The following is a 26,073-nucleotide window of genomic DNA, read 5'->3' as shown; positions in this document are numbered from 1 at the left end:
CCTAAAACTATCCGTTCTTTTTTGCCAGCAAGCGTGGGATTTCACGTAAACACCAGGCTTTTGCTTCGCCCATGCTGTCGCGTCGCCACGCCATGATGATATCCACTTCACGGGTATATTCCGGGCTCACTACGCGCAGGCGTCCTTCGGCAATATCTTGCTCTACCAGCGGATAAGGCATAGTCGCAACACCCAGCCCTGCCAGCAAGGCGCGCCGTTTATCATCCATGCTGCTTACCGTGAGGCGCTGCTGTTTATCCAGCAATTGCACGGTTAAAACCGGGCGCTCACGTGCGGTATCCGCCACCGCAATACCGCGATATTTCACTCGCGTGACTTCTGATTGCGGTTCTGGCTCGTTGTGAATCGGGTGGTCTGCGCTGGCGACATAGACACTCATCATGGTGTAGAGCTTGCGGGTGTTGATTTCAGTCGATGCCCGGAAATGGAGATCCGGTGCAATCACGATGTCTGCCCGGCCTTGCTCCAGTCTTTCCCACGCGCCTGCTAACACTTCAGTCACTAATGAGATCTGCGTATTGGCTTTATCTGCCAGCTTTGTCACCAGCGGAAACAGCGCTTCTGTCCGCACCAACGCTTCTGTCACGATGGTTAAGTGCGTTTCCCAACCGCGCGCTAACGCTTCAGCATCGGTGGTGAGTTTGTCTGCCGCTTCTAGCAGCACACGGCCGCGCTCAAGCAGCATGCGTCCGACATTAGTGAATTTGGTACGGTGACCTGAACGGTCAAACAACACCACATCCAACTCTTCTTCCAGCTTCTGCATAGTGTAACTGAGAGCAGAAGGGACACGTCCTAGCTCATCAGCCGCTGCAGCGAAACTTCCACGTCGATCAATCGCATCCATCACACGCAAAGCTTCAAGGGTTAACGCACGTTCTTTGGACATCCCGGTTCTCTTTCAGGAAATTTGAACATGCTGGGCAGATTAACTGGCTAACAATCCGGCGTCCAGCCTTTTACCATAAGTGTATAAAGTCTGCGGCCGCCTTTTGTCGCAGGACGCTGGAGGTAAACATGATTACGACACGCAGTGCATCCGCTTGTGGTCTGGCCGATTTCGGTTGGTTGCAGGCGCGCTACAGTTTCTCTTTTGGACACTATTTTGATCCCAAGTTGATGGGTTATGCCTCGTTACGCGTTTTGAATCAGGAAGTGCTGGCACCCGGCGCTGCTTTTCAACCGCGTACCTATCCGCAAGTCGATGTGCTTAACATTGTGTTGCAGGGCGAAGCGGAATACCGCGACAGTGAAGGCAATCACATCACGGTGCGCGAGGGGGAAGCCTTACTGCTCTCTACGCAGCAAGGCGTCAGCTACAGTGAAATCAATGCCAGCAAAGACCGTCCGTTAACGCGCATGCAGCTGTGGCTGGCAGCCTGCCCGGAGCGTGAAAGTCCACGTATGCAGAAAATAGTGCTGCCGGCAGGACAAAGCACGCATCTGCTGGCCTCACCAGACGGTGTTGAAGGCAGCTTGCAGCTGCGCCAGCAGGTGTGGATTCATCAGATTGAACTGGCTCCGGGTGAGCAGCATCAATTGCCGCTGCATGGTCCTCGCGCTTATCTGCAATCAATTCATGGCTCGCTCTCTGCTTCAACGGGTGCAGATCATCAGGAAAAACTGAGCTGTGGTGATGGGGCGTTTTTGCAGGAAGAACATCAAATCAGGCTAGAAGCGACCACGCCGACGCGGGCGCTGGTGATTGATATCCCTGTATAAAGAGTGGGTATAAAAGCCTGCTTAAAGCGTTGGTGTAAGATCTCTGCTATAAAATTCAGGCATAAAAAAGGGCGGCCAGTGGCCGCCCTTGCTGTTTTTTTAATTTACTTCAGCATCGTGAAGGCGGTCGTAACGTGCTTCACGCCACTGACGCGGCTGGCAACATCGGCTGCGGCCTGCGCTTCTTGTGGTGTAACCAGACCTAATAAGAACACTTCACCGTTTTCAGTCGTGACTTTCACGTTTGAGGATTTCACCTGATCGCTGCCTAACAACTGCGAACGGATTTTAGTCGTAATCCAGGTATCAGAAGATGAAGTGCCGAGCGTGACTTTCTGGCCAATGCGAATTTCGTTATAAACCTCAGTCGCGCCATCTACGCCCATGGTGATCTGTTTGGCGCGGTTAGCAATTTCCTGCGTAGGCGATTGGCCGGTCAGCAAGACTTTGCCCTGGTAAGCCGTTGCAATAATGCGTGCATCAGATTTGATCTGTTGATCTTTCGCCAATGCGTTAGTAACGCGTAATTCCAGCGTGCCATCATCAACCTGGGTTCCTACTGAGCGCGGATCAGTAGCGGTTTTGGTTGCAACAGCGGCGCTACCCGCGACGACAGCGACACAGCCCTGCAACATCATGGCGGTTAAAAGAATGGCTACAGCGTTCAATGCTTTCATTATTATTGCTCCTTCAGTCATTCCTGGTGTGGAAACAGTGTGTTGTCGATAAGATCGCACAAACAGTTGAGGGTCAACATATGCATCTCCTGAATACGTGCGCTTCGATGTGACGGAATGCGAATTTCCACATCATGCGGCCCCAACAATCCAGCAAGCTCACCGCCATCATAACCGGTAAGCGCAACGATAGTCATATCACGCGTGACGGCCGCTTCCACCGCTTTAACAATGTCGCGTGTATTGCCACGCGTAGAGATGGCCAAAAGCACATCACCCGCCTGACCCAGCGCGCGTACCTGCTTGGCGTAGATCTCATCGTGAAGACGATCGTTAGCAATGGCCGTTAACATGACGTTATCTGCGCTCAACGCCAACGCGGGCAGGCTTGGGCGCTCGGTTTCGAAGCGATTGATCATGCTGGCCGCGAAATGTTGAGCATTAGCCGCAGAGGCACCATTACCACAACTCAGGATTTTGTTGCCGTTTAACAACGATTGCACCAGAGTCATTGCCGCACGAGAAATCGCATCGGGCAGCGCTTCGGCTGCGGCAATTTGGGTTTGAATACTTTCAGTAAAACACGCTTTAATTCTTTCCTGCACACGACCACCTGGCTCTAAACGTCTGCATTAAAGGCATTCGGCAACCATTCAAGCGCCGTGCCGGTAATAGCAATGATGTCGAAACGGCAATTCACTGTTTCAAAACTGCCGCCACGTTGCGCCAGCCAAAAAGCAGCAGCACGTAGCAGCTTATGTTGTTTCTGGCGGGTAACGCTGGCAAGGGCACCACCAAAACGCGCATCGCGCCGATAGCGCACCTCAACAAATACCCAGCAATGTCCGTCGCGCATTATAAGATCAAGTTCACCACCGCGACTGTGAACATTGCTGGCTACCCATTTTAACCCGGCCCGCTCAAGGTACTGGCGGGCGCGTTGTTCTTGCTCGGCACCAATCTGTCGGCGGTTTAGTTCACCGACCTGATTTCGCCCTGGCGGTACTGGTTCCATGTCAACTTCCTGTTGATCACACAATCCGTGTCGGCGCTGAGTTTGCCTGTATTGCCATCCAGCGCAAATCCAGGCACCTGACGCATCTGGTTAAAGTGATTCGCCAGCTTCCAGGCATCAATGCCCATGGCATACAGGCGCACCAGAGAATAATCATTATTAAACGATTTTGTCGCCTGCTGCATTAAGCCCGGATTAGTACCCGAAAGCAGCGGAATATCACTAAACTGCAAACCATCCATCTCCAGACGGAAATCTGGGCCTGCGCCCGCCTGGAAGCTGCGTGAGCTGGCGTACAGCGAAACGCTGCTGCGGCTGCCGGTGCGCATGGAGATCATCGGTTTGATCAGTTGCATTTCTTCTTGCGTTGAGACGATATACACCGAATCAACATTGCCGCCACCGCTGGTAGAGGCCACATCCGGCGTGCTCGATTGCGGTACCGGAATGGTTAATCCCGCAATGGCAATCCCTTGCGGCTGGTCTGGCGTCACGTTAATCGGCGTGCCGCTTAAGGCAATGCCTGCGCCGCTGTTAATGCCCTGTTTCAACTCAGAAACGGAACCAAAGCGCTGCTGCATTGCAGTGCTACCGCCCAGCGTTTGCCACTCTTGCGCAAAGGCTTTAGTCACGCGATCGCCAAAGCTGTTACGCGGCACCAGCAGCAAAGGCTGGCGTTTGCCCTGATCCCAGATATGGTGCGCGGCATCACGCGCTTCGTCTTCAGGAGAAAGCGCAAAATAACAAATATTCGGATGGTTCTGGATCTGCTCGGGTTCGTTAAGCGCCAGCACGTTTAAAGGTGTTTGACTATTGGCGACCGCTTCAACGTTACTTTTCAGCAAGGGGCCGACCACAAGGGTGGCACCATCCTGCTGGGCTTGCTGTAACAGCTGCTGAATCGGCTGGCTGCTGGTGTCATAGACCTTGACCTGAGCGTTGCTGGCGGGATCGCTGGCAACAGCGGGCTGCGCTTGTGGCTGCGTCTCAGCGCTATTCTGCTGGTCTGCCGGCGTGGCTTCTGGCGCTGAAGGGCTGACAACCGCATTCGGATCAGCGTTGGGCTGGGCAGCGGCGTTAGGATCGGTGGATGTAGGTTGGGCTGGAGCCGGCTGCGGTGCAGCAGTCAGGACGCCATTTTTCGCGTCGTTAAAGCCTTTTTGAATCGCATTGGCAAATACCTGTGCCTGACCATTCAGCGGCAGCATCAGGGCAATGGTGCTGGTTGAGGCTTTAGTGAAGTTCTGCGCCTGAGTAAGTTGCGTCGGAAGATTTTTCGCCGCTGGGTTTTGCGGGTAGCGCGTCTGCCAATCTTTGATACCGGCTTTCAGCATTTCAGCATCTTGCGTATTGGCACGCCAAACCGCCAGTAAATCGAGCCAGCCTTGCAGGACGTTTTCATCAGCGTTGATAACCAGGTTATTTGCCTGTTGCTGAGGCATTTGCGTCAGCGCTTGCCACATCGCATCAATGTTGTTTTGATGATCGGTCCCGGAGAGCAAGGGCTCTTGTGCAATGTAGTTACGCAGCAGCGCCAGAGAAGGTTGGCCTTGTGAGGCGGCAATTTGCAAACCGTAATAGCGCGCCAGCTCATCCTTAGACAGGGCATCGGTTTTTACCTGGCCCAGCAGCTGTAACGCATCGTTCCTATTTTGTTGCGCGATCTGATATTGCGCTTTCAACAGCAGCAACTCTTGTTGTTGGATATCCGAGAGCTGCGAGGGGAGTTGATTCAACTGTTGGTTAGCTTGCGGATACTTTCCTTCCTTCAACAAGGCGCGGATTGCAAGTAATTGCCAGTCGGTCTTGCTATCATCGCTGCTTTGCTGCGCTTGCTGTAGATAGTAAGCGGATGCGCCCGTAGCGGGGCCTTGAATATTAACGGTTGGGGCTTGCGGACCTTGACCACTACACGCGGCTAAAATTAGCGCTGCAAGAAGGACAGGCACAAAGCGTCCTGCTTTATGACGAACGATTTTTGAAGGAAGCATACTGTATCCAGTGATGTTTTTTTCAAGATGCTCAATATTAAATCGGCAATTCGGATGAAACAATGAAACAACACGATCGGGCAGACATTTCTGCCAGCACGCTCTACATCGTTCCAACCCCGATTGGTAATTTGGGTGACATCACCCAGCGGGCGCTGACGGTGCTTTCGAGCGTCGATCTGGTCGCTGCGGAAGATACACGTCATACCGGGCTGTTGCTACAACATTTCGCCATCAATGCGCGGCTCTTCGCACTTCACGACCACAACGAGCAGCAGAAAGCCGAACTGCTGCTGGCGAAGCTGCAGGAAGGTCAAAGCATAGCATTGGTCTCCGATGCCGGTACGCCACTGATCAACGATCCCGGTTACCATCTGGTGCGCCGTTGTCGTGAAGCGGGCATTCGTATTGTGCCGCTGCCTGGCGCCTGCGCGGCGATAGCAGCATTAAGCGCTGCGGGATTACCGTCCGATCGTTTCTGTTACGAAGGATTTCTGCCGGCTAAAACCAAGGGCCGCTGCGATGCGTTGCGCGCTGTGGTAGAGGAGCCGCGCACGCTGATTTTCTACGAATCGACCCATCGCCTGTTAGACAGCTTGCAGGATATGGTCACGGAACTGGGTGCAGATCGTTACGTGGTGCTGGCGCGTGAACTGACAAAAACGTGGGAGTCGATTTATGGTGCACCAGTCGGCGAACTGCTGGCGTGGGTGAAAGAGGATGAAAATCGCCGTAAAGGCGAAATGGTGCTGATCGTCGAAGGCCATAAAGCGGATGAGGAAGCCTTGCCGGCAGATGCACTGCGCACTTTAGCGTTATTGCAAAAAGAGTTGCCGCTCAAAAAAGCGGCGGCGTTAACCGCTGAGATCCACGGTGTGAAGAAAAACGCACTCTATCGCTTCGCGCTAGATCAGCAAGAGGCGTGACAAACGCGGGCGAATGTCCTATCATCCGCCGCCGAAGCTGACTAGACAGTCGCCGCTTTGTCGTCGTCCTCACTTGTGGGGAGACGGGCAAAGGGGAGGAAAGTCCGGGCTCCATAGGGCAGGGTGCCAGGTAACGCCTGGGAGGCGCAAGCCTACGACCAGTGCAACAGAGAGCAAACCGCCGATGGCCCAGTAATGGGATCAGGTAAGGGTGAAAGGGTGCGGTAAGAGCGCACCGCGCGACTGGCAACAGTTCGTGGCACGGTAAACTCCACCCGGAGCAAGGCCAAATAGGGGTTCACAAGGTACGGCCCGTACTGAACCCGGGTAGGCTGCTTGAGCCAGTGAGTGATTGCTGGCCTAGATGAATGACTGTCCACGACAGAACCCGGCTTAACGGTCAGCTTCGACTTTTTACTAAAAACCCCGCTTCGGCGGGGTTTTTGCTTTGTGCAGCTGGCAGATGAATGCCTGTCCACGACGCTTTTTATGAAAGAAGGCGGCTTAACGGTCAGCTTCGACTTTTTACTGAAAACCCCGCTTCGGCGGGGTTTTTGCTTTGTGCAGCCGGCAGATGAATGCCTGCCCACGACGCTTTTTATAAAAGAAAGCGGCTTAACGGTCAGCTTCGACTTTTTACTTAAAACCCCGCCTCGGCGGGGTTTTTGCTTTGTGCAGCCGGCAGATGAATGCCTTTCCACGACGCTTTTTATAAAAGAAGGCGGCTTAACGGTCAGCTTCGACTTTTTACTAAAAACCCCGCTTCGGCGGGGTTTTTGCTTTGTGCAGCAGGCGGGCAGATGAATGCCTGCCCACGACGCTTTTTATAAAAGAAAGCGGCTTAACGGTCAGCTTCGACTTTTTATTGAAAACCCCGCTTCGGCGGGGTTTTTGCTTTATTACTTAACTGCACTGTTATCCGCGGCCATGCGGCTCATCCCAATCAAAGGCAGGGCCGACAGAAATCACACCATGCGGATTAATGGTCTTATGGCTGCAGTAATAATGATGGCGAATATGCGGCAGGTTGACCGTTTCGGCTATGCCAGGCATTTGATAAATGTCGCGTAGAAACCCGTTCAGATTAAGAAAATCACTGATCCGGTGGCGATCGCATTTGAAATGGGTGACATAGACAGGATCGAAACGCACCAATGTCGTCCACAAGCGTAGGTCCGCTTCTGTTAACTGATCGCCCGTTAAATAACGATGCTGACCCAGAATCTGTTCAAGACGCGATAATGAGTGGAACAAAGCCGTGACCGCTTCATCGTAAGCTTGCTGTGAAGTTGAGAAGCCCGCTTTGTAAACACCGTTGTTAACCGTGTCGTAAATCCAGCCATTCAGTTCATCAATCTTTTCACGTAATGCAGGCGGATAATAATCGCCAGCGCGCGCACCAACGCCGTCGAACGCGCTGTTAAACATGCGGATGATATCGGCAGACTCGTTACTGACAATGGTATTCTGCTGTTTATCCCACAGCACTGGCACAGTAACACGCCCGGTGTAGTGTGGATCGGCATGCAGATAGAGCTGATAAAGAAATTCGTTCTGATAAAGGCTGTCACCGGTTGTGTCCGGGAACCCATCATCAAAGGTCCAGCCATTTTCTAGCATCAGCGGATGAACCACCGACACATCAATCATATTTTCCAACCCTTTTAAGCTACGCATTAACAAAGTGCGATGCGCCCATGGGCAGGCCAGTGAAACATATAAGTGATAACGGTTGCGCTCGGCTGCAAAGCCCGCTTTACCGCTGGGGCCGGCGCTGCCGTCTGCTGTAACCCAGTTACGCCACGCGGATTCTGAACGTTTGAATCGTCCGCCGGTTGACTTGGTGTCGTACCAGGTGTCATGCCAGACACCTTCAATTAATTGGCCCATATCGCCTCCCATGCAAACAGGGCGAGGAAAAGTCCCCGCCCTGCTAAGTATATGTGGCATTTCGCCGTTGGTAATATTAGCGCGCTAATGCAGGCTGCGGCTTTTTGTTAAGGAGACGGTCAATGCTGTAAGCGCCTGGACCGACTAAACCTAATACCAGGAAACCACCGGCAATTGACAGGTTTTTCATGAACATCAACTGGTTAACACCTTCTGCAAAATTACTGTGGAACATAAATGCAGTCAGAATGGTGAAGCCAGCAGTGAACAGCGCAGTAAAGCGAGTCAGGAAACCAAACAGAATCGCCAGGCCACCACCAAATTCAAGCAAAATCACCAGCGGCAGCATAAAGCCCGGGACGCCCATCGCTTCCATATATTGTTGTGTACCGCTGTAACCCACGATTTTGCCCCAACCTGCAGTAATGAACAGAATGGTCATCAGGATGCGAGCCAGCAATAAACCTTTATCTTCGAATTTTTTCATCATTTACTCCAACGCTAAAAAATGGCAGGGCATAAGTGCCTGCATCGATTTTTCCCGCTGAAAGCACGTTTGCAGTTCAGTGGGCTGATGGAGGGAGATGATAGTCGCGCAGAGAAAAGGTTGTAAGCGAGATATACTGTCGATGTTTTTCAGAAATTCTGATGAAGTGAAGCCAGCCCTAAAAAGGGCCAGCTTTAACAGAGGTTAACGCTGTGGAAGAGCCGTTTTAAGCATGCGCCAGGTGCTCCATAAACCGAAGCCCCGTTTGGCCCAACGCAAAATTTTATTCGGACTGCGCACAGACCAGATTGCCAAAGCGCTGCTGCCCACTGCCAAATAACGTCGCAGGCCGAGGAAAGTTTGCCAACCACGATCATAATGCGCCGTGCCGTAAAGCCAGTCACGGCGCCCTGCGCTCAGGTCCAAACGCTGTTGCTGCACCTGATTAAGCAGTTCATGGATGCGTTTCTCACGCTCGCGACGACTCATCAGCGATCCTCCTCAAGCAATACCCGGTCAGTTTCCAGCTCTTTGCGCGTATGGTGCAACAGCGTAGATTGACGTGATTTGCGCAAGGTCCAGATTCCGATGATTAGCGCCAGTGCAAACAGCACCGCAGTAGTGATACCAATCGCCATCAAGCGATATTGTGCATCAACCGCCCAGATAATCAGAACCATCAGGCTCATCAAACCAAAAGCGGTAAACAGCATCGTTAAGCCAACCATGATTAATAACTGAATCAGGTTTGCTTTCTCTGCTTCAAGTTCCACCACTGCAAGACGAACGCGCGTCTCAACCATGCTAACCAGCGTAGTAACGATGCGCTGGCCAATGTTGATGACCCCTTTGCCCGGGCCGTGGTTCTGCTGTGATTCAGCCATAATTAACGTCGAGAGATGAGGATGCCCAGCGCGACGCCAATGGCTGCACCGATACCCACACCATGCCAGGGATTTTCACGCACATAGCCTTCGGCTTTCTGTGCTGCTTCGCGCGTAGTGGCTGCCAGGCGCTCGCCTGATTCACCAAGACGCTCACGTGAACTGTCTAAAGCGACGCGCGCTTTACTGCGTAGCTTATCCAGTTCACCTTTCGATTTTTCTGTGCTGCTGCTCAGCACTTCTTCCAGGGTGTCAGCTAAATTTTTCAGTTCGGCACGCAAATGTTCAGACGTTGTATCTTTTGACATGAAATACTCCTTTAACATCAGTAGATTGAATACGGTTAATAAGGCTCCGCCTGCAACTTTTTCAGTTCATGGCGTGCTTCTTCCAATTTTTCTTCACGTTTAACAATCTTATCCTTGTCGTCGCCGTCCTGGCGCTCTTCCTTGAGTTCACGTTCACGTTCGGCGACTTTCTGTTTCTGCGTATTGATTCTTTCAAGATGCGCAGCTTCAAGTTTTTTGTCGGTACAGTTTGCGCGAACTTCCGTTAACGCGCGTTCCAGACCATTAACGCGGCGCTGATTGTTGTGCTTCTGCGCCACATCGATTTCAAGCTTGATATCCTGCTCTTTTTGCTGACACAGCGACTCCGCAGCCATCAACGATCCTGAAAGAGAAAAGAGTGCGAATCCCAGCAGTAATTTATGTTTCATCAGGCTGATTACCTTCCATTGTGACTTAACCTGCGACCTACCGGACAAGAGGAGACCCAGGCTGTCTTTACACTAGCCATCGGTTAAGCATAGACATCAGCGGGAAAAAGTTCAAAGAACACCGGGAGATACAGAAAATTCCAGACCACAATGCGATCTTGCCGTGCAGTCTGGATTCTTGAAGGGGAGAAAGATGGCGTGATCAGGCCAGCGACAGGCGCTCGGCCTGATCGTGTTGCGCGACGATGAAACCTTGCGGCAGCAGGCGACGTAATACTTTTTGCGCTGCCAGACTTTGCTCTTCACTGTCGAAATGAATCACCAGCGCATCACCCGAAGGCGTAATGCTTTTGATGCGAATACCTTGCGCAGTCAGCTGCTGGTACAGATAAAAACCATCAGGCAAAGGTGCGCCAGCGTGGGATACGCGAATCTGTACTACCGTTTCATGGCGCATTAGCGTGGGAACCAAACTTAACGCGATCAGCGCAAAAGCACCGCCGACTAGCCAAGGTAGCCAGCGTTTAGGAAAACCTTTCAGCATGTTCATTACTCGGCTTTCCCGTTTTGATTGGCCTGACGTTTACGCCATAAAACGACTAAAGATCCGACTAAACCAATCACCAGCAGCACCAGCGGCAGCATCATCAGGAAGAACATCAGTTCATCTTCATAACGGCGGAAGATTGGCGTTTTACCTAAAGCGAAGCCCAGCACAGTAAGAATTACCACCCACAAAAATGCGCTCACCCAATTGAAAAATTGAAAGCGCGTATTGCTCAGGCCAGAAAGACCCGCGATGGTGGGTAACAAAGTCCGAACGAAAGCGATAAAGCGACCGATAAGCAGCGCCGATAAGCCGTGACGATGAAACAAACTGTACGCACGTTGATGATATTGCGCGGGAAGGTGCGACAACCATTTTTGTACGGTGGGCGTATTACCGAGCCAGCGGCCCTGAATGTAACTTACCCAACAGCCAAGGCTCGCGCCGGTGGTCAAAACCAGAATGGTCAGCGGAAAACTCATTGTTCCTTTGGCGATCAAGACACCGACTAAAATCAGCAGACTGTCACCGGGCAGAAAAGCGGCAGGCAATAAACCGTTTTCCAAAAACAAAATCATGAACAAAACGCCGTAAATTGCCCAGACCAGCGTGGGATCGGAAAGGGTTTCATAATCCTGTTGCCACAAGGCATGCAGCAACGCTTGCAAGATATCCATCAATCATTCCTGAACGTCATTGTTAAACATGTCCCCAAGGGACTTAAGCGCAGACCGGCGTTGAGTTATCGATTTTAGGAGCGCAGCCTGAGCAGGATTTTCCGGATCCTTCCGAAATTGATTGTTAAATCAGCGACTTTATAAAGCCCTGTCGCAAAGGGTAAGAAAAGGGCGATAACTGTAACAAAAATCATGCACACGAGACAGGAGAAACTGCCCGACGACCCGGAGTTTTACCCTGTGAGACAATATGTAAAAAGTAGCTTTACACGACCTGACATTATTGCAGATTAACTGACCGATTTGAGCAGGATTTCAGCGGCTTTAACGCGGGTTATTGGAGCCATCTGGCAGGATCACCGGATTTTCACCAAACATGTAGCGGTCGACGTTAAATTCGAAATCATCAGCGGTGGCGTTAAACAACATTTGTTTAGTATTTTCCAAATGTTGCCACATCGCCAGTTTGCTGGCGGCGGGATCTTTGCGCATTAGTGCTTTCAGAATATGATCGTGATCGTCGCACCAGCTGATGATGCTGCGCTGATCGATGTGTTCATGGAGTTTGAGCCAATAAGGATTATGCAGGCGATGCAGCCACATTTTTTCGACAATTGCGGCGAGCGCACTGTTTTGCGTGGATTGCGCAATGCGAACATGGAACTGCATGTCCCATTCCGAGTCACGGAAATGGTCTTCCTGACGGGCTTTTTCCTGAATCGCCATCAATTCGATAATGTCCTGGCGCGTCACCTGTGTGGCCGCAAATTCCGCAACATTACTTTCGATGAGCTGGCGGGCCTGCAACAGTTCAAAAGGGCCAAAAGAGGCAAATTCCAGCTGGCTGGATGTTGTTACCCGATTCTGCTGTTGACTGGCGATAACGTGAATGCCTGAACCTTTGCGCACCTCAACATAGCCTTCAACTTCTAGCATGATAATGGCTTCACGCACCACGGTGCGGCTGACTTCCATCTCTTCTGCTATCAGGCGTTCGGCAGGCAATTTATCACCGATGGAGTAACTCCCGCTTTCAATGCGGCTTTTTAATTCGCTGGCCAGCTGTTGATAAAGACGGCGGGATTCGATGATGTCCATGACAAAGTCCAGAATGACAAATGGGTAAGTTGTTATACCACTTAGCGTCGGGCGAGGAAATGGGTGGGTTGGGCTGGCGTTAACCCGCTCAGCCCACCCGAGGGATTAACTGCGAGCGGTTGCAACAGCGGGTGCGCGCACTTTCTGCTCAAGTTCTGAGACCGGTTTATTTTTCAACACCGTCCAGATCACAATTGCACCCAACAAATCAAAGACTGCCAGCGCGGCAAACAGCGGGCTAAAGCCCAGCGTATCTGCCAGCGCACCCACCACCAAGGCAAACATCGTGCTGGCAGTCCAGGCTGCCATACCGGTTAATCCGTTAGCCGTGGCGACTTCATTACGGCCAAATACGTCTGAAGAGAGCGTAATTAACGCGCCTGAAAGAGCCTGGTGTGCAAAACCGCCGACACACAGCAGCGCAATGGCTGCATAAGGACTGGTGAATAAACCAATGGTTCCTGGGCCAATCATCAGGACCGCGCCCATCGTAACCACTAATTTACGTGACACGATCAGATTTACACCAAACCAGCGCTGAAACAGCGGCGGCAAATATCCACCAAGAATGCAGCCAAAATCAGCGAACAACATCGGCATCCAGGCAAAGAGTGCAATCTCTTTCAAATTGAAACCGTAGGCTTTGAACATAAACAGCGGGATCCAGGCATTAAAGGTTCCCCATGCCGGTTCAGCAAGAAAACGCGGCAGCGCGATGCCCCAGAACTGGCGGTTACGCACAATCTGCATCGCAGACATTTTGCGATTATTGCCGGTTTGATGCTGCGCCTCTTGGCCTGAAAGAATGTAATCACGCTCTTCCGCGCTGAGTTTGGTTTGTTGTTTGGGATGTTTATAAAATACCAGCCAGCAGAGCGCCCAGACCATGCTTAAAACGCCGGTGATAATAAACGCCATTTGCCAGCTGTGCGCCATGATCGCCCACACGACCAACGGCGGTGCCAGCATGGCGCCAATCGAAGAACCCACGTTGAAATAGCCTACCGCGACCGAGCGCTCCTTGGCAGGAAACCATTCGCTGCTGGCTTTAAGTCCCGCAGGAATCATGGCGGCCTCCGCCGCGCCTACCGCGCCACGTGCCAGAGCTAATCCGCCCCAGCTGCCCGCCATGGCGGTGGCGGCGCAGAAAATTGCCCACATGACGGCAAATACCGCGTAGCCAATTTTTGTGCCGAGTAAATCCAATACATAGCCAGCGACAGGTTGCATCAGGGTATAACAAGCCGAATAAGCGGCGATGATGTAGGAGTATTGTTGAGTGGTGATATGTAATTCAGTTTGCAGCGTCGGTGCTGCCACTGCGATGGTGTTTCTTGTCAGATAGCCCAGTACCGTGCCCAATGTAACGAGGCCGATCATGTACCAGCGTAGCCCTTTGATCTTACGCATTCTCTACCTCTTCCAGTTATGTATGCGGTCTTGCCGCTGTTGTTATCTGGAGCGGGACAACCCGTGATACAGCTCTGCTCACGCCCGCAGGTCGTATTAGCGACCTTTGTTTACCTTGCCTTTTAAGTGCATTCACTGAACAACGAATGACGGAGCGAGAGCCTAACTTGTTATACAACTTTAAAAGTTGAGAGCCATCACAAAAACCCTTTCAGGCCTGTGGGATACTTTAAACCCACGTCAAGACAGCCATTTAGCCTGCTGCCGGCGACAGAAGCGTCCATAAGCTCGGCTATTTACTGCCGTTTATGTGAGCGTGATCGCAAAGAATTCTGCTGTTGGCTAAAATTGGTATGATAACTTTGAGCCATGAAAGGTTCAGCCTAAGAGGAAGTAAGCATGTCGCGTTTTATGACCGAGGATTTTTTGCTGGATACCGAATTCGCTCGTCGGCTTTATCACGATTATGCGAAGGATCAGCCAATTTTCGATTATCACTGCCACTTGCCACCGCAGCAGATTGCTGAAAACTATCGCTTCGCTAATCTGTACGATATCTGGCTGAAAGGGGACCACTACAAATGGCGAGCGATGCGAGCCAACGGTGTGCCAGAGTCATTTTGTACTGGTGAAGCCAGCGATCATGAAAAATTTAATGCCTGGGCGCGTACCGTGCCGCACACCATTGGTAATCCACTCTATCACTGGACTCACCTCGAATTACGTCGCCCCTTCGGTATCACCGGCACGCTGCTTTCTGAGAAAACCGCCGACACTATTTGGCATCGCTGTAATGATTTGCTGGCGCAGGATGAATTCACAACACGCGGCATCATGAAACAGATGAATGTAAAAATGGTTGGCACTACCGACGATCCACTCGACGATCTGTCCCATCATCGCGCACTCGCCGATGACGCCAGTTTTGATGTCAAAGTGCTGCCGAGCTGGCGACCCGATAAAGCGTTCAATATTGAAGCCGAGACATTTTTACCGTGGGTTCAGAAGCTGGAGCGCATTGCTGACGTTAACGTGCAGCGTTTTGATGACTTGCTGCGTGCGTTGAGCAAGCGCCTTGATTACTTTGCCGCACATGGCTGCAAAGTCTCCGATCATGCTTTAGATGTAGTTTGTTACGCCGAGGCAGATGAAGCCACGCTGGATGCCATTTTATCGCGTCGCCTGCAGGGTACAGCCCCAAATCCACAGGAGATTGCACAGTTCAAAACAGCGGTGCTGGTCTGGCTGGGCGGCGAATATGCACGTCGCAACTGGGTGCAGCAATATCACATTGGTGCGCTGCGTAACACCAACCAACGTCAATTTGAATTGCTTGGCCCGGATGTGGGTTTTGACTCTATTAACGACCATCCAGTGGCTGAACCGCTGGCGCGTTTGTTAGGTGCGCAAAATCTCCATAACGCGTTGCCAAAAACCATTCTTTATTGCCTGAATCCACGCGACAACGAAGTGCTGGCCACCATGGCGGGCAATTTCCAGGGTGAAGGCGAAGCAGGAAAAATGCAGTTTGGATCGGCTTGGTGGTTTAACGATCAGCTCGATGGTATGCAGCGTCAAATGACACAACTCGCGCAAATTGGTTTGTTAAGCCGCTTTGTCGGCATGTTGACCGACAGTCGCAGCTTCCTCTCATATACGCGTCATGAATATTTCCGCCGCCTGCTGTGCCAGATGATAGGAAATTGGGTTGAGCGGGGCGAAGCGCCGGAAGATGAAGCGTTGTTAGGCCAAATGGTGCAGAACATCTGCTTCAACAATGCCCGCGACTATTTCGGCATTGAGTTAGGAGCATGATTATGCAGCGGCTGAATCGTAACGATTTTCCCGGCGCCCGCTATAGCGATCGCGTGATTCAATTCGGTGAAGGTAACTTTCTGCGTGCTTTTATCGACTGGCAAATCGACTGGCTGAATGAGCATCACGGCACCGATGCGGGGATTGTAGTGGTGCGGCCGCGCAACCGTGAAGTCAGCGACAGCTTGAATCAGCAGGAGGGTCTTTACACCACGCTGATTCGTGGCCTCAACGAGCAGGGCGAACAGGTCAGTGAAACACGCCTGATTCGTAGCCTGAATCGCGAAATCCAGCCTTACAAGCAGTACGACGATTTTCTGGCATTAGCTGAAAATGCGCAGATGCGTTTCGTGTTCTCCAATACCACCGAAGCGGGTATTGCGTTTGTCGAGTCGGATACGTTAACCGATCAACCCGCCTCAAGCTTTCCTGGCAAGCTCACTCAACTGCTGTGGGCGCGCTTCAGCCATTTCAGCGGTGCGAGCGATAAAGGCTGGTTAATCGTGCCGTGCGAATTGATCGACCACAACGGCGACATGCTGCGTGAAACGGTGTTGCGCTATGCCGATCACTGGCAGCTTTCGTCAGAATTTAAAGCGTGGGTCAGCGACCATTGTGCCTTCTACAACACGCTAGTGGATCGCATCGTGACCGGTTTTCCGCAGGAAAGTGCGCAAATTGAAGCTGAGCTAGGTTATGAAGATCGCTATCTGGTTGCGGGTGAAGTCTATTACCAGTTTGTGATTCAAGGCCCCGCCGCGCTGGTTGATGAGCTTAAACTGGATGTGCTCGCCCCGCAGGTGCGCAGAGTTGAAGACATCGCGCCCTACAAAGCACAAAAAGTGGCGATCCTGAATGGCGCTCACACCGCTATGGTGCCGGTGGCGTATCTGGCCGGGTTAGAAAGCGTGGGCGAAGCGATGGACGATGCCGCAATTGCGGGCTTTGTTGATCGCCTGCTGCGCGATGAAGTGATCCCGACACTGGATCTGCCGAGTGACGAGCTGCACACCTTTGCCGATGCGGTACAGCGTCGCTTCCGTAATCCGTTTATCCGCCATGCTTTGCTGTCGATTGCCCTGAATAGCATGACTAAATTCCGTACGCGCCTCCTGACGCCGCTGCTGACATCGCATCAGCAAACCGGCAACTGGCCGCCACGGTTGACCTTCGCATTTGCTGCGTTAATCGCTTTTTATCGCGGCGAGTCAGAAGAGAAAAGCTGGCCGTTGCAAGACGACACGCAATGGCTGCAATGCTTCGCTGAAGGCTGGACCGCATTGAAAGCGGATGAAATTTCTCCGGAACAACTGGTGCGCAACGTTTTAAGCAATGCGCAGCACTGGGGAGAAGATTTAACCCTGCAACCGGGACTGACCGCAGCGGTTACCCAACACCTGCAAAACATCATCGTTCACGGGATGCGTGAGGCGCTGAGCCAACTGAGATAACGCTATGCAAGACGCAATTAAAATTCATTCGCGCGACAATGTTGCCGTGGCGTTGCGCGACTTAGAAGCAGGCAGCACCGTTGAATTGTCTGATGTGGCGGTAACGCTGCAACAAGAGGTTGGACGAGGACACAAGTTTGCGCTGCAACCCATCGCGCAGCGCGATTTAGTGATCAAATATGGTCTGCCGATTGGTCATGCTACCCAGCCAATCGCCGAAGGCGAAGTGATCCATTCACAAAATTCGCGTACCAACCTCAGCGATTTGGATGAGTATGAATATCAACCTGAATTCGTTGATGTGCCGCCTCAGCCGGGCGACCGCGAGGTACAGATTTATCGCCGCGCCAACGGTGACGTTGGCATTCGTAATGAGTTATGGATATTGCCAACCGTCGGCTGCGTCAACGGCATTGCGCGTCAAATCCTGCAACGTTTTCTGAAGGAAACGCAGGACGCCGCGGATATTGATGGTGCGTTCCTGTTCAGCCATACCTTTGGCTGTTCACAGCTGGGACAGGATCACGACAATACGCGCACCATGCTGCAAAATATGGTGCGGCACCCCAATGCGGGCGCGGTATTAGTGATTGGCCTTGGTTGTGAAAACAATCAGGTTGATGCGTTTCGTGACACGTTGGGCAGTTTTGAAAGCGATCGCGTAGAGTTTATGGTTTGCCAGCAACATGACGATGAAGTGGAGGCCGGCCTTGAGCGTTTGCATGCATTGTATGAAAAAATGCGTCACGACCAACGTGAGCCAGGCAAACTCAGCGAGCTTAAGTTCGGCCTGGAATGTGGCGGCTCTGACGGCTTTTCGGGTATTACTGCCAACCCGCTGCTGGGGCGTTTCTCCGATCAGATGATCGCCAACGGCGGCACGACAGTGTTAACGGAAGTACCGGAAATGTTTGGTGCAGAGCGCATTTTGATGAGCCGCTGCCGCGACGAAAGCACTTTTGATAAAACCGTGGCGATGATCAACGATTTCAAGCAGTACTTTATTGATCACCAACAGCCGATTTATGAGAACCCTTCTCCTGGCAACAAAGCGGGCGGCATCACCACGCTGGAGGAGAAGTCGCTGGGTTGTACGCAAAAGGCGGGGCAAAGCCAGGTTGTTGATGTCTTGAAATATGGCGAGCGACTGAAAACGCCGGGTCTGAATCTGCTGAGCGCGCCGGGTAATGACGCCGTTGCCACCAGCGCGCTGGCCGGAGCAGGATGTCATATGGTGTTGTTCAGCACCGGACGCGGCACGCCTTACGGAGGATTTGTGCCTACCGTCAAACTCGCAACTAATACGCCGTTGGCTGAGAAAAAACCACACTGGATAGATTTTGACGCCGGACGGTTGATCCACGGCATGAGCATGGATGAGATGCTGGCAGATTTTGTCGATACCATCGTAACCATTGCGAATGGTCAGGCGACAAATAATGAGAAGAATGATTTCAGGGAATTGGCGATTTTTAAAAGCGGCGTCACGCTATAAAGCGTATAAAAATGGCGGCCTGAGTAGGCCGCCATCTGTTTTAAGCGCGACTTGGCGCGCGCTCCGCTTCAGACTGACAAACGGCCGCGGTAAATAAAATATCCGTTGAGGAGTTCAACGCCGTTTCGGCAGAATCCTGCAGCACGCCGATGATGAATCCTACGGCAACAACCTGCATGGCCAAATCGTTGGGAATACCAAACATATTGCAGGCAACAGGAATCAGCAGCAGTGAACCACCCGCCACGCCCGACGCACCGCACGCACACAATGATGCCACCAGACTCAACAGAATCGCGGTGGGTACATCCACGCTAATACCTAATGTATGCACCGCCGCCAGCGTTAGCACGGTAATGGTGATTGATGCACCCGCCATGCTGATTGTGGCGCCCAGCGGAATGGATATTGAATAGGTGTCTTCATCCAAACCCAGGCGTTTGGCGATAGCCATATTGACCGGAATGTTGGCCGCAGAGCTGCGGGTGAAAAAGGCGGTTACGCCACTTTCACGCAGGCAGGTAAACACCAGCGGATAAGGATTACGGCGGATTTTGCTGTAAACCAGCAGGGGATTGACGACTAATGCCATCAGCACCATACAGCCAATCAGCAGCGTCAGCAGATGCGCGTATTGCCACAGCGCACCGAAACCGGTGGATGCCAGAATCGACGCAACCAAACCAAAAATACCGATCGGCGCGCAGCGAATCACACAGCGCACCAGCCAGGTTGCTGCGTTCGATGCATCATTTAAAAACGCACGCGTGCTGGGCTGGCTGTGACGGAAAGCCAGTCCTAAACCGATCGCCCAGACTAAAATGCCAATATAGTTGGCGTTCATTAACGCCGTAATCGGGTTAGCTACCATGCTCATCAGCAGACCGCGCAGCACTTCAGTAATGCCTGATGGCGGCGTAATTTCGGTGGTGCCTACCGCCAGCGTCAGCGTTTGTGGCATCAAATGACTGAATATCACGGCGACAACAGCGGCAAAAAAGGTGCTGAGCAGATAAAGCATGACGATGGGCCTGATGTTGCTTTTTTGGCCCTGCTGATGGTTCGCAATTGATGAAATGACCAGCACCAATACGAGTAAAGGCGCTACGGCCTTCAAGGCGTTAACGAACAGATCGCCCAGTAGACCAACAGCTAAAGCGGCATCATGTGAAAACCAGGCCAGAGCAATACCGGCAATCAGCCCGATCATGATTTGTTTTACCAGGCTTCCTGCGAACAGTGCGGCCAGACGTGCGGAGAGTGTTTTCTGCATAGTTTTTTCTGTATTTGTCGCGGGATGTAGCTTTAGTCGCAATCTATCCTGCGGCCAAAACGGTTTGCCCGGCGGAGTATAAGGAAAAGATCTGTTGAGAAAAGAGATAATTCCGCCAATGTGGGCCATGTCGAATTTTTATTATGCTGGATAAAGGAAGTGTGACAGAGATAAGGAATGACTGATTTTACTGATGCAAAATAAAACAGGGGCAGAAGCTGCCCCTGTAGATAATTATTTCGAGATTTTCTTTTGGTCGTTTCTGTGGTTAACCCAGACGTTAACCAGCAGCGTTGAGGCGAGAATAGCGCCAATCACACCTAACGAGATGCCTACTGGGATATGGTAAAGATCAATAATCAACATTTTAATACCGATGAAGACCAGCACGATCGCCAGGCCATATTTCAGCATCGAGAAGCGTTCCGCCACGTTCGCTAACAGGAAGTACATGGCGCGCAGGCCCAAAATCGCAAACAGGTTAGACGTTAAAACAATAAACGGATCGGTGGTAACAGCAAAGATGGCCGGAATACTGTCGACCGCGAAGATGACGTCGCTCAGCTCAACCATAATTAACACCAGCAGCAATGGCGTTGCGAACAGCACCCCATTTTTACGGGTGAAGAATTTTTCACCTTCCAGCGACTCCGTCATTCGCAGATGACTGCGTAACCAACGCACCACCGGCTTCTCTCCGACGCCACCTTCATCTTCTTTTGCGAACGCCATTTTCAAGCCTGTAAACAGCAAGAACGCCCCGAAGACGTAAAGGATCCAGCTGAACTGCGTAACCAGCCAGCTACCCGCAAAAATCATGATAGTACGCAGAACGATGGCACCTAACACGCCGTAAATTAGCACTCGGCGTTGCAGGTTGGCGGGAATTGAGAAGTAGCTAAACAGCATCAGCCAGACGAAAACGTTATCTACCGCCAGCGCTTTTTCAAGCACATAACCGGTCAGGAAGGCGAGGGTTTGTGTATTCGCGACTTCGCGACCTGCGCTTCCTTCGAGATACCACCAAAAGGCGGCGCTAAACAGCAGCGAGACGGAAATCCAGATCAACGACCAAATGGCAGCTTGTTTAAATGACATGGTTTGTGCGCCACGACGTCCCTGCAATAAGAGATCGATCGCCAGCATGATGAGCACAACCACTGCAAAACTGCCCCAAAGCAATGGCGTTCCTACAGTTTGCATAATCGTATCCTGTTTAGAAATAAAAAAGGCTGAAGTCAGAAGACATCAGCCGCTTATTTTGATGTAAGCAAACCTCGCCTTCCGGCAAGGTCTCACTTACAACACAGAATGTTATTCCAGGTTGCCTGATGACCGGATGCTTGCGCACCGTAATGACGATCAATCAGCTTACAAGTTACTCCCCTTTGCAAACCGTAAAGTACGGACTTCACGGACAGGAAGCAATCGCGGCCAGTCATATTTAGAAATATTTACACTCCACCCTGATCGGCTGGAAATATCACCCCGGTTTGCTGACGAATTTGAGTCAGTAGCGCGGCAGTGATGCGTGAAATTTCCAGCGCAGGATGATCAACCTGACGTTGTTCAACCAGACGCACAAAGGCTTCAGCCTCATAAAGCATCGTATTAATGTGCTGCGGCTGAGTCAGATCTTGTTTATCGCCGCCGCGCGGAATAAAGCTAATTTGCTGACATTCGGAGATTTTTTGTATAACTAACGCGCCCGCTTCACCTTGAATTTCGCTGGGAAGGGCGGAATCGCTGACTTTGGAGTGCAAAATGGTTACGTCAAAATCACCATAATCCAAAACCACGACGCCATGTGCGTCGACGCCGGTATCCAGTAAGGTGGCCTGTGCCTGAACTTTTTTCGGTTCACCCCACAACGTGATGGCGCTGGCTAAGCAGTAATAGCCAATATCCATAATTGAACCGTTGGACCAACGCGGATCAAAGGTATTAGGATTTTCGCCGTTGAGATAGCGTGGGTAGCGCGAGGAATACTGACAATAATTGAGCAGCGCTTTACGCAATTTCCCCAACTGCGGCAGCGCCTGTTGCAGCTGCAAAAAGTTAGGTAAGCTGGCGGTTTTGAAGGCTTCAAACAGGATTACCTGATTCTCACGCGCGCAGGCGATCATCGCTTCAACTTCTTTGAGATTAGAAGCCAACGGTTTTTCGCAAATCACATGTTTGCCGTGCGAGAGAAACAGCAATGCCTGTTCGCAATGCAGCGCATTAGGGCTGGCGATATAAACGGCGTCAATATCCGCGCAGGCTGCCAGCGCCTCCAGTGAGGTAAACGTCTGGTTGCAGGGATAATCTTCAATAAATGCGTCTGCCTGCTGCTGGCTGCGCGAATAGACCGCGCTGAGTTTCATGCTTCCGCTCTCATGAGCGGCATCAATGAACTGGCGAGTAATCCAGTTGGTTCCCACAATGGCAAAACGAATCACGATGGTTCTCCTGCAGAGGTAAAGCGGCAGAGTAGCATGTCCCACGTGTCACGCAACGCAGTCGACCAATGTGAATTTGATCCTGCGATCCGCATTCCAATATTATGATCAAGCAACGGTTTATGGCAGAAAGAAGAGGCGCAGGTGAAAGGAAGTAAACACGCACTAAACTGGACCACTTTGTTAATTGCCATTCCGGTCGGCTTCGCTGCATCACTGGTTACGCTGGCTTTTCGCGGCATTATTGAGCTGATTAATCATCTGCTTTTTGGTAGCAGTAGTGAAATTACCGAGGCGATGCATGTCTGGCCGTGGATCCTCTGGCCGCTGCTGGTGGGTGCAGGTGGATTGCTGGCAGGGTTTTTCTTGCGTTATGCCGTGAACATTGAGCAGCAGCAAACGCTTAAAACTGATTATCTCGAAGTGATTAACGCACGGCTTGATGCGGTGCCGACGAAAACGTCGCTGTTTCGGGCATTATCCTCGATTGCCAGTATCGGTAGCGGCGCTTCTATCGGTAAAGAAGGGCCGATGGTGCAGCTTTCAGCGCTGTGCGGCAGCATGATAGGGAAATTTTTGCCCGCCTCGCTGAACCTCAAAAACAGTGATGTAGTGGCAATGGCCGCTGCGGCTGGCCTCTCTTCGGTTTATCACGCCCCGCTGGCATCGGCGATTTTTGTGGCTGAGATCGCCTTTGGTATTTCAGCGCTTCAGCGCCTTATCCCACTCATTATCTCTTCTGCCGTCGCGGTCATGACAATGTGGACGCTGGGTTTTCGCAGCGCGCTTTACCCGCTGGCTGATGTTAACTTCCACATGGACGCCAGTAGTTTATTCATGACGGTGATTATCGGTCTCTGCGCCGGGCTGGCAGGTTGGCTGTTGATCACGTTGATTGCGCGCAGCAAAAAGTTGTTTAGCCGTGTTAGCTCGCTGCCGCTGCGGCTAGGCGCAGGGGGTTTTGCGGTGGGTTTACTGGCGATCGTCTCAACCGATATTTTGGGTAACGGATATGAAGTCATCGTTAAAGTCATGGCGGGAGATTATCTGTTGCCGGGATTGCTATTGCTGCTGGTATTGAAAACGCTGGCGACCAGTTTGTCGGTGGGATCAAATGCGGTAGGGGGGCTATTTACGCCATCGCTGTTGATTGGCGCGTTGTTAGGTGTGGTGTTGGCGACGTGCGGACTGGCGTTGCATTTGCCCCTTGGTAATAGCTTGTTGTATGCCGCAATTGGTATGGCGGCGGTGCTGGCTGCGGTTAGCCAGGCGCCGCTCATGGCGATATTAATGGTGCTGGAGATGACGCTCAACAGCAGCTTGCTGTTCCCACTGATGATTGCGGCAGTATTGGCATCGATGGTGGTTTATCGCCTGCAATCCGCCAGTACCTATCCGGTCGTGAGCAATCATTTCAACCGTTCAGAAGCCAAATATGACTTTGATAATATGCGAGTGGCTGAGCTGATCATACCTGGCGCGGCCCTGAAACCCCAAGAGTCGGTTGGGCAAGCGCTGGCCGTGAGCTCACTAAAGCGTGAGCGTTATGTCTATGTGATTAATGACGAGGGCGCATTTCTTGGCGTGGTATCGATTCACGAAATATCGCGCAAAGTGCTGGCACAGGAAATTACGCTGGATTCGCCGGTACAGCAGGTGATGGATGACAACTTCCCCTGCGTTTATCAGAATCAAAGTATGCGAGAAGGCTGGGAAGCCTTCGCGCTGGTGACGCTGGAGCGCTTGCCGGTACTCAATAATCCACACGAACGCCGCTTCCTGGGGGCGCTAACCAAAACCAGTCTGATTCAGAAAGCGCAGGAGTTTCTTTAAGCGGCGTTACCGCGCATGGCTTGATCGGTCATCCACAGGCGAGCGTCAAATTCGAGCTGGTGGTAATCTGGCTCCATGTGACAACAGAGCTGATAAAAAGCTTTGTCGTGCTCTTTCTCTTTAAGATGCGCCAGCTCGTGAACCACAATCATGCGCAGAAAGGGTTCGGGCGCCATACGAAAGAAGGTGGAAATACGGATTTCCGCCTTGGCTTTAAGGTTGCCGCCCTGCACGCGAGAAATGGCGGTATGTAAACCCAATGCATGCTTCATCACTTTAATTTTGTTATCCCAAATGACTTTACTGATGGGCGGTGCATTTCGCATAAAGCGGTTTTTAAGCGATTGCGTAAAGTCATACAGGGCTTTATCGCTGATAACATTGTGCGTATCGGGATACCGTTCTTGCAGAAATGTCCCTAAACGCTGATGTTCAATCAACGTATGAACCTGCTCAAGAATGGGCTCAGGATAACCCTGAAGGTAGATCAGTGAGGACATTAGGGATTCCCGGTGAAAGACAGTATACTGCGCCCCCCTTTTTGGGGCGAAAATCAACCAAAGTGTACCATGCCGGAGAATTCATGAGCCAACTTGAACTGAACGATCGCACACTGATCCTGCATCGTTTCCCGCAGATGCGTGACGAAAGTCCGTTACAAGCCTGGGATGCGGCTGATGAATACCTTTTGCAGCAGGCGCTGCCAGAAGGTCCGATACTGGTATTTAACGACAGCTTCGGTGCGCTGACATGTGCGTTGAATCCCCGTCCGGTTTGGCATATCAGCGATTCATGGCTAAGCCAGCAGGCGACGCGTCAAAACCTGATTCTTAATGAACTTGATGATGGTGAAGTCCATTTCCTTGATAGCCTTGCGACATTGCCTGCCGCGCCCGCGGCGGTACTGATTAAGGTACCTAAAACGCTGGCCTTGCTGGAGCAGCAGCTGCGTGCAATACGTCAGGTAATTACCGTGGAAACGGTAATTCTGGCTGCCGCGCGTGCCAAGGAAATTCACAATTCGACGCTGCAATTGTTTGAGCAGATCATTGGTGAAACCAAAACCTCGCTGGCGTGGAAAAAAGCGCGAGTGATTTACAGCACCTTTACTCAGCCCGCTTTACGTGAGCAGCCGCTCACGACCGTTTGGCCGCTGGATGATACGCCTTACCAGATCCACAACCATGCCAACGTCTTTTCCCGATCCTCTTTGGATATTGGTGCGCGACTGTTTGTTCAGCATCTGCCTGAGAACATTGAAGGTGAAATTGTTGATTTAGGTTGCGGCAACGGTGTGATTGGGTTGATGGCGTTGGAACGCAACCCGCAGGCTGAAGTGCATTTCCTGGATGAGTCCTACATGGCGGTTGAATCCAGCCGCCTGAACGTAGAGATCAATCGTCCAGACGATCTGGCGCGTTGCCAGTTCCGCGTGAATAACGTGTTGAGTGGATATCCTTCTGACCGTTTACATGCGGTGTTGTGCAATCCGCCGTTTCATCAGCAGCACGCCGTTACCGATCATCTGGCATGGCAAATGTTCCGTGATGCCAAACGTTGCCTGCAATATGGCGGCGAACTGCGGATTGTCGGTAATCGCCACCTCGATTATCACCATAAGTTGAAAAAACTGTTTGGCAACTGCACCCTGGTGGCATCGAATCAAAAGTTCGTTATCTTGCGTGCAGTAAAAATGCGTTAA

The 26,073-nt window shown here is 51.7% G+C and carries 27 protein-coding genes and 1 other RNA gene; 9 read left to right on the top strand and 19 right to left on the bottom strand.

The annotated features are described in order from the left end of the window. Nucleotides 1-7: 7 nt before the first annotated feature. A complete protein-coding gene (locus tag ACF2G4_RS11865) occupies nt 8-910 on the bottom strand; it encodes a LysR family transcriptional regulator (RefSeq protein WP_243078860.1) in 903 nt (300 codons plus the stop codon). A 128-nt stretch (nt 911-1,038) separates the two neighbouring features. On the opposite strand from ACF2G4_RS11865, the gene ACF2G4_RS11860 reads away from it, so the two are divergent. Beyond that, nucleotides 1,039-1,743: a pirin family protein gene (locus ACF2G4_RS11860; RefSeq protein WP_243078861.1), complete on the top strand. Its 705-nt coding sequence runs from the start codon at nt 1,039-1,041 to the stop codon at nt 1,741-1,743. A gap of 104 nt (nt 1,744-1,847) precedes the next feature. Here the strand turns inward: ACF2G4_RS11860 and dolP are convergent, their stop codons facing one another. From dolP to ACF2G4_RS11840, 4 genes are read right to left on the bottom strand one after another with little or no spacing between them, the layout of a single operon-like run. Further along, a complete protein-coding gene (gene dolP / locus ACF2G4_RS11855) occupies nt 1,848-2,420 on the bottom strand; it encodes a division/outer membrane stress-associated lipid-binding lipoprotein (RefSeq protein WP_215845509.1) in 573 nt (190 codons plus the stop codon). Nucleotides 2,421-2,437: 17 nt separating this feature from the next. Next, nucleotides 2,438-3,025: a DnaA initiator-associating protein DiaA gene (gene diaA, locus ACF2G4_RS11850; RefSeq protein WP_215845510.1), complete on the bottom strand. Its 588-nt coding sequence runs from the start codon at nt 3,023-3,025 to the stop codon at nt 2,438-2,440. Nucleotides 3,026-3,039: 14 nt separating this feature from the next. Beyond that, on the bottom strand, nt 3,040-3,435 hold the full coding sequence (locus tag ACF2G4_RS11845) for a YraN family protein (protein ID WP_243078862.1): 396 nt from the start codon (nt 3,433-3,435) through the stop codon (nt 3,040-3,042). Next, nucleotides 3,393-5,426 (bottom strand): penicillin-binding protein activator, encoded by a 2,034-nt coding sequence (locus ACF2G4_RS11840; protein ID WP_409074879.1) that lies wholly within the window; start codon nt 5,424-5,426, stop codon nt 3,393-3,395. Before ACF2G4_RS11840 ends, ACF2G4_RS11845 begins: the two co-directional genes overlap by 43 nt. A gap of 62 nt (nt 5,427-5,488) precedes the next feature. Here ACF2G4_RS11840 and rsmI point away from each other — a divergent pair, with 62 nt between their 5' ends. From rsmI to ACF2G4_RS11825, 3 genes are all read left to right on the top strand, one after another. Beyond that, nucleotides 5,489-6,352: a 16S rRNA (cytidine(1402)-2'-O)-methyltransferase gene (gene rsmI / locus ACF2G4_RS11835; protein WP_215845513.1), complete on the top strand. Its 864-nt coding sequence runs from the start codon at nt 5,489-5,491 to the stop codon at nt 6,350-6,352. Between the two features lie 33 nt (nt 6,353-6,385). After that, an RNA gene (gene rnpB, locus ACF2G4_RS11830) (RNase P RNA component class A) lies at nt 6,386-6,764 on the top strand. A gap of 38 nt (nt 6,765-6,802) precedes the next feature. After that, the gene (locus ACF2G4_RS11825; protein ID WP_409074878.1) at nt 6,803-7,156 is read left to right on the top strand and encodes a hypothetical protein; all 354 of its coding nucleotides are present in this window, start codon (nt 6,803-6,805) and stop codon (nt 7,154-7,156) included. Nucleotides 7,157-7,267: 111 nt separating this feature from the next. Here the strand turns inward: ACF2G4_RS11825 and ACF2G4_RS11820 are convergent, their stop codons facing one another. From ACF2G4_RS11820 to ACF2G4_RS11775, 10 genes are all read right to left on the bottom strand, one after another. Beyond that, the gene (locus ACF2G4_RS11820; RefSeq protein WP_215845516.1) at nt 7,268-8,242 is read right to left on the bottom strand and encodes a glutathione S-transferase family protein; all 975 of its coding nucleotides are present in this window, start codon (nt 8,240-8,242) and stop codon (nt 7,268-7,270) included. 76 nt (nt 8,243-8,318) lie between these two features. Next, on the bottom strand, nt 8,319-8,729 hold the full coding sequence (locus ACF2G4_RS11815) for a DoxX family protein (protein ID WP_409075973.1): 411 nt from the start codon (nt 8,727-8,729) through the stop codon (nt 8,319-8,321). 204 nt (nt 8,730-8,933) lie between these two features. Further along, nucleotides 8,934-9,218, bottom strand: a complete 285-nt coding sequence (locus tag ACF2G4_RS11810) for a YqjK-like family protein (RefSeq protein WP_215845517.1) — start codon at nt 9,216-9,218, stop codon at nt 8,934-8,936. After that, nucleotides 9,218-9,613 (bottom strand): phage holin family protein, encoded by a 396-nt coding sequence (locus ACF2G4_RS11805; protein WP_215845518.1) that lies wholly within the window; start codon nt 9,611-9,613, stop codon nt 9,218-9,220. The genes ACF2G4_RS11810 and ACF2G4_RS11805 overlap by 1 nt, the downstream gene beginning before the upstream one ends. A 2-nt stretch (nt 9,614-9,615) precedes the next feature. Then, nucleotides 9,616-9,921 carry a YqjD family protein gene (locus ACF2G4_RS11800; protein ID WP_215845519.1) on the bottom strand — a complete coding sequence of 102 codons (306 nt, stop codon included), beginning with the start codon at nt 9,919-9,921 and terminating at the stop codon, nt 9,616-9,618. Between the two features lie 35 nt (nt 9,922-9,956). After that, nucleotides 9,957-10,331, bottom strand: a complete 375-nt coding sequence (locus tag ACF2G4_RS11795; protein WP_215845520.1) for a DUF1090 domain-containing protein — start codon at nt 10,329-10,331, stop codon at nt 9,957-9,959. Between the two features lie 202 nt (nt 10,332-10,533). Beyond that, a complete protein-coding gene (gene mzrA, locus ACF2G4_RS11790) occupies nt 10,534-10,881 on the bottom strand; it encodes an EnvZ/OmpR regulon moderator MzrA (RefSeq protein WP_215845521.1) in 348 nt (115 codons plus the stop codon). After that, nucleotides 10,881-11,555: a DedA family protein gene (locus ACF2G4_RS11785; RefSeq protein WP_215845522.1), complete on the bottom strand. Its 675-nt coding sequence runs from the start codon at nt 11,553-11,555 to the stop codon at nt 10,881-10,883. The genes mzrA and ACF2G4_RS11785 overlap by 1 nt, the downstream gene beginning before the upstream one ends. Before the next feature lie 324 nt (nt 11,556-11,879). Continuing rightward, nucleotides 11,880-12,653 carry a transcriptional regulator ExuR gene (gene exuR, locus ACF2G4_RS11780; protein WP_409074877.1) on the bottom strand — a complete coding sequence of 258 codons (774 nt, stop codon included), beginning with the start codon at nt 12,651-12,653 and terminating at the stop codon, nt 11,880-11,882. Between the two features lie 105 nt (nt 12,654-12,758). Further along, complete coding sequence (locus ACF2G4_RS11775; protein ID WP_243078867.1) at nt 12,759-14,063, bottom strand: MFS transporter; 1,305 nt, start codon at nt 14,061-14,063, stop codon at nt 12,759-12,761. Nucleotides 14,064-14,462: 399 nt separating this feature from the next. Here ACF2G4_RS11775 and uxaC point away from each other — a divergent pair, with 399 nt between their 5' ends. The 3 genes from uxaC to ACF2G4_RS11760 are packed head-to-tail and all read left to right on the top strand — an operon-like array spanning nt 14,463 to nt 18,824. Beyond that, the gene (uxaC, locus tag ACF2G4_RS11770; RefSeq protein WP_215845525.1) at nt 14,463-15,878 is read left to right on the top strand and encodes a glucuronate isomerase; all 1,416 of its coding nucleotides are present in this window, start codon (nt 14,463-14,465) and stop codon (nt 15,876-15,878) included. A gap of 2 nt (nt 15,879-15,880) precedes the next feature. Continuing rightward, nucleotides 15,881-17,329 carry a tagaturonate reductase gene (locus tag ACF2G4_RS11765; protein WP_409074876.1) on the top strand — a complete coding sequence of 483 codons (1,449 nt, stop codon included), beginning with the start codon at nt 15,881-15,883 and terminating at the stop codon, nt 17,327-17,329. A gap of 4 nt (nt 17,330-17,333) precedes the next feature. Further along, on the top strand, nt 17,334-18,824 hold the full coding sequence (locus tag ACF2G4_RS11760) for a UxaA family hydrolase (RefSeq protein ID WP_215845526.1): 1,491 nt from the start codon (nt 17,334-17,336) through the stop codon (nt 18,822-18,824). Nucleotides 18,825-18,864: 40 nt separating this feature from the next. On the opposite strand, the gene sstT is transcribed toward ACF2G4_RS11760, so the two are convergent. The 3 genes from sstT to ACF2G4_RS11745 form a co-directional block, all read right to left on the bottom strand. Continuing rightward, on the bottom strand, nt 18,865-20,097 hold the full coding sequence (sstT, locus tag ACF2G4_RS11755; RefSeq protein WP_332625828.1) for a serine/threonine transporter SstT: 1,233 nt from the start codon (nt 20,095-20,097) through the stop codon (nt 18,865-18,867). Nucleotides 20,098-20,331: 234 nt separating this feature from the next. Further along, nucleotides 20,332-21,300, bottom strand: coding sequence for a TerC family protein (locus ACF2G4_RS11750; RefSeq protein ID WP_409074875.1), 969 nt, complete (start codon nt 21,298-21,300; stop codon nt 20,332-20,334). 251 nt (nt 21,301-21,551) lie between these two features. After that, nucleotides 21,552-22,538: a Gfo/Idh/MocA family protein gene (locus tag ACF2G4_RS11745; RefSeq protein ID WP_409074874.1), complete on the bottom strand. Its 987-nt coding sequence runs from the start codon at nt 22,536-22,538 to the stop codon at nt 21,552-21,554. Nucleotides 22,539-22,682: 144 nt separating this feature from the next. On the opposite strand from ACF2G4_RS11745, the gene ACF2G4_RS11740 reads away from it, so the two are divergent. Further along, the gene (locus ACF2G4_RS11740; protein WP_332625826.1) at nt 22,683-24,371 is read left to right on the top strand and encodes a chloride channel protein; all 1,689 of its coding nucleotides are present in this window, start codon (nt 22,683-22,685) and stop codon (nt 24,369-24,371) included. Here the strand turns inward: ACF2G4_RS11740 and ACF2G4_RS11735 are convergent. Further along, complete coding sequence (locus tag ACF2G4_RS11735) at nt 24,368-24,871, bottom strand: M48 family metallopeptidase (protein ID WP_215845529.1); 504 nt, start codon at nt 24,869-24,871, stop codon at nt 24,368-24,370. The genes ACF2G4_RS11740 and ACF2G4_RS11735 overlap by 4 nt on opposite strands. Nucleotides 24,872-24,954: 83 nt before the next feature. Between ACF2G4_RS11735 and rlmG the strand changes: the two genes are divergently transcribed. Beyond that, nucleotides 24,955-26,073: a 23S rRNA (guanine(1835)-N(2))-methyltransferase RlmG gene (gene rlmG, locus ACF2G4_RS11730; RefSeq protein WP_409074873.1), complete on the top strand. Its 1,119-nt coding sequence runs from the start codon at nt 24,955-24,957 to the stop codon at nt 26,071-26,073.

Origin of the sequence: Pantoea phytostimulans, assembly GCF_046118715.1 — a bacterium.
In the GTDB taxonomy this organism is placed as follows: Bacteria; Pseudomonadota; Gammaproteobacteria; order Enterobacterales; family Enterobacteriaceae; genus Pantoea; species Pantoea phytostimulans.
The sequence above is the reverse complement of the archived record's forward strand: the minus strand, read 5'-3'. Positions and strand labels throughout refer to the sequence as shown.

Coding starts and splice junctions, on each gene's coding strand:
- ACF2G4_RS11865 (WP_243078860.1), bottom strand. CDS start 910: ATGTCCAAAGAACGTGCGTTAACCCTTGAAGCTTTGCGTGTGATGGAT.
- ACF2G4_RS11860 (WP_243078861.1), top strand. CDS start 1,039: ATGATTACGACACGCAGTGCATCCGCTTGTGGTCTGGCCGATTTCGGT.
- dolP (WP_215845509.1), bottom strand. CDS start 2,420: ATGAAAGCATTGAACGCTGTAGCCATTCTTTTAACCGCCATGATGTTG.
- ACF2G4_RS11845 (WP_243078862.1), bottom strand. CDS start 3,435: ATGGAACCAGTACCGCCAGGGCGAAATCAGGTCGGTGAACTAAACCGC.
- ACF2G4_RS11840 (WP_409074879.1), bottom strand. CDS start 5,426: ATGCTTCCTTCAAAAATCGTTCGTCATAAAGCAGGACGCTTTGTGCCT.
- rsmI (WP_215845513.1), top strand. CDS start 5,489: ATGAAACAACACGATCGGGCAGACATTTCTGCCAGCACGCTCTACATC.
- ACF2G4_RS11820 (WP_215845516.1), bottom strand. CDS start 8,242: ATGGGCCAATTAATTGAAGGTGTCTGGCATGACACCTGGTACGACACC.
- ACF2G4_RS11815 (WP_409075973.1), bottom strand. CDS start 8,729: ATGAAAAAATTCGAAGATAAAGGTTTATTGCTGGCTCGCATCCTGATG.
- ACF2G4_RS11810 (WP_215845517.1), bottom strand. CDS start 9,218: ATGAGTCGTCGCGAGCGTGAGAAACGCATCCATGAACTGCTTAATCAG.
- ACF2G4_RS11805 (WP_215845518.1), bottom strand. CDS start 9,613: ATGGCTGAATCACAGCAGAACCACGGCCCGGGCAAAGGGGTCATCAAC.
- ACF2G4_RS11800 (WP_215845519.1), bottom strand. CDS start 9,921: ATGTCAAAAGATACAACGTCTGAACATTTGCGTGCCGAACTGAAAAAT.
- ACF2G4_RS11795 (WP_215845520.1), bottom strand. CDS start 10,331: ATGAAACATAAATTACTGCTGGGATTCGCACTCTTTTCTCTTTCAGGA.
- mzrA (WP_215845521.1), bottom strand. CDS start 10,881: ATGAACATGCTGAAAGGTTTTCCTAAACGCTGGCTACCTTGGCTAGTC.
- ACF2G4_RS11785 (WP_215845522.1), bottom strand. CDS start 11,555: ATGGATATCTTGCAAGCGTTGCTGCATGCCTTGTGGCAACAGGATTAT.
- exuR (WP_409074877.1), bottom strand. CDS start 12,653: ATGGACATCATCGAATCCCGCCGTCTTTATCAACAGCTGGCCAGCGAA.
- ACF2G4_RS11775 (WP_243078867.1), bottom strand. CDS start 14,063: ATGCGTAAGATCAAAGGGCTACGCTGGTACATGATCGGCCTCGTTACA.
- uxaC (WP_215845525.1), top strand. CDS start 14,463: ATGTCGCGTTTTATGACCGAGGATTTTTTGCTGGATACCGAATTCGCT.
- ACF2G4_RS11765 (WP_409074876.1), top strand. CDS start 15,881: ATGCAGCGGCTGAATCGTAACGATTTTCCCGGCGCCCGCTATAGCGAT.
- ACF2G4_RS11760 (WP_215845526.1), top strand. CDS start 17,334: ATGCAAGACGCAATTAAAATTCATTCGCGCGACAATGTTGCCGTGGCG.
- sstT (WP_332625828.1), bottom strand. CDS start 20,097: ATGCAGAAAACACTCTCCGCACGTCTGGCCGCACTGTTCGCAGGAAGC.
- ACF2G4_RS11750 (WP_409074875.1), bottom strand. CDS start 21,300: ATGCAAACTGTAGGAACGCCATTGCTTTGGGGCAGTTTTGCAGTGGTT.
- ACF2G4_RS11735 (WP_215845529.1), bottom strand. CDS start 24,871: ATGTCCTCACTGATCTACCTTCAGGGTTATCCTGAGCCCATTCTTGAG.
- rlmG (WP_409074873.1), top strand. CDS start 24,955: ATGAGCCAACTTGAACTGAACGATCGCACACTGATCCTGCATCGTTTC.